The following is a 775-nucleotide window of genomic DNA, read 5'->3' on the forward strand; positions in this document are numbered from 1 at the left end:
AACCGCTATCTACGAAACAATTATACAAAACATGTGATGATGCTGACTTGGGCTTTTCCAGTACTAAAGCTCTGCCGCCATTAAATGAATTTGTAGGTCAGGACCGTGCACAGGAAGCTGTCCGCTTTGCGATGTCAATGCCTGACTCTGGTTACAATGTGTATGCAATTGGCCGCAATGGCTTGGGCAAGCGTACGATGATCTTGCGTTTTCTAGATCATCACCGTAAAGAAAATAGAGAGTTATACGATTGGTGCTACGTTGCTAACTTCGATGAGCCTAGATCACCCAAAGTACTTAAGTTACCGGTTGGCATGGGCGCTAATTTAAAAAAGGATGTCGAAAAGCTTATGACCCGTTTGGTCAAAGGCATTCCTCAGGCTTTCGAGAATGATCAGTACTTTCAGCGCTCAGAAGCACTCAAGCTAGAATACGCTGAAAAGCAAGAAGCGGCATTAGAGAAAGTCGCTAAGCAAGCGAAGCGAAAAAAGGTAAAGCTATCTTTGACAACCCCTGGTGGATACCGTCTCACTGCAATGAATGGTGAAGATGTACATACAGTCGAAAGCTTTGAAGCACTTGCGGAAGATGAGAAAGATCAGTTTGATGATGTAATCACTAAGCTTGAATTAAAGCTAAGAGGGGTGATTAGAAAAATAGCAAACTGGGAACAGGAGTTTGTAGATAAGCAGCAAGCGCTCAATGAAGAGGTTGTACTGGGCGTTACACAGCACCTGGTTGAGTCACTTGCTCACAAATATCATAAGCACTCTTT

1 protein-coding gene is annotated in these 775 nt (G+C 43.5%); it reads left to right on the top strand.

Going from position 1 to position 775, the window contains the following annotated elements; genetic code table 11:
• A partial coding sequence (locus tag A3763_RS03710; protein ID WP_156494878.1) for a Lon-like protease helical domain-containing protein occupies positions 1–775 on the top strand: 775 nt, incomplete at both ends.

The organism is Oleiphilus sp. HI0128 (assembly GCF_001635365.1).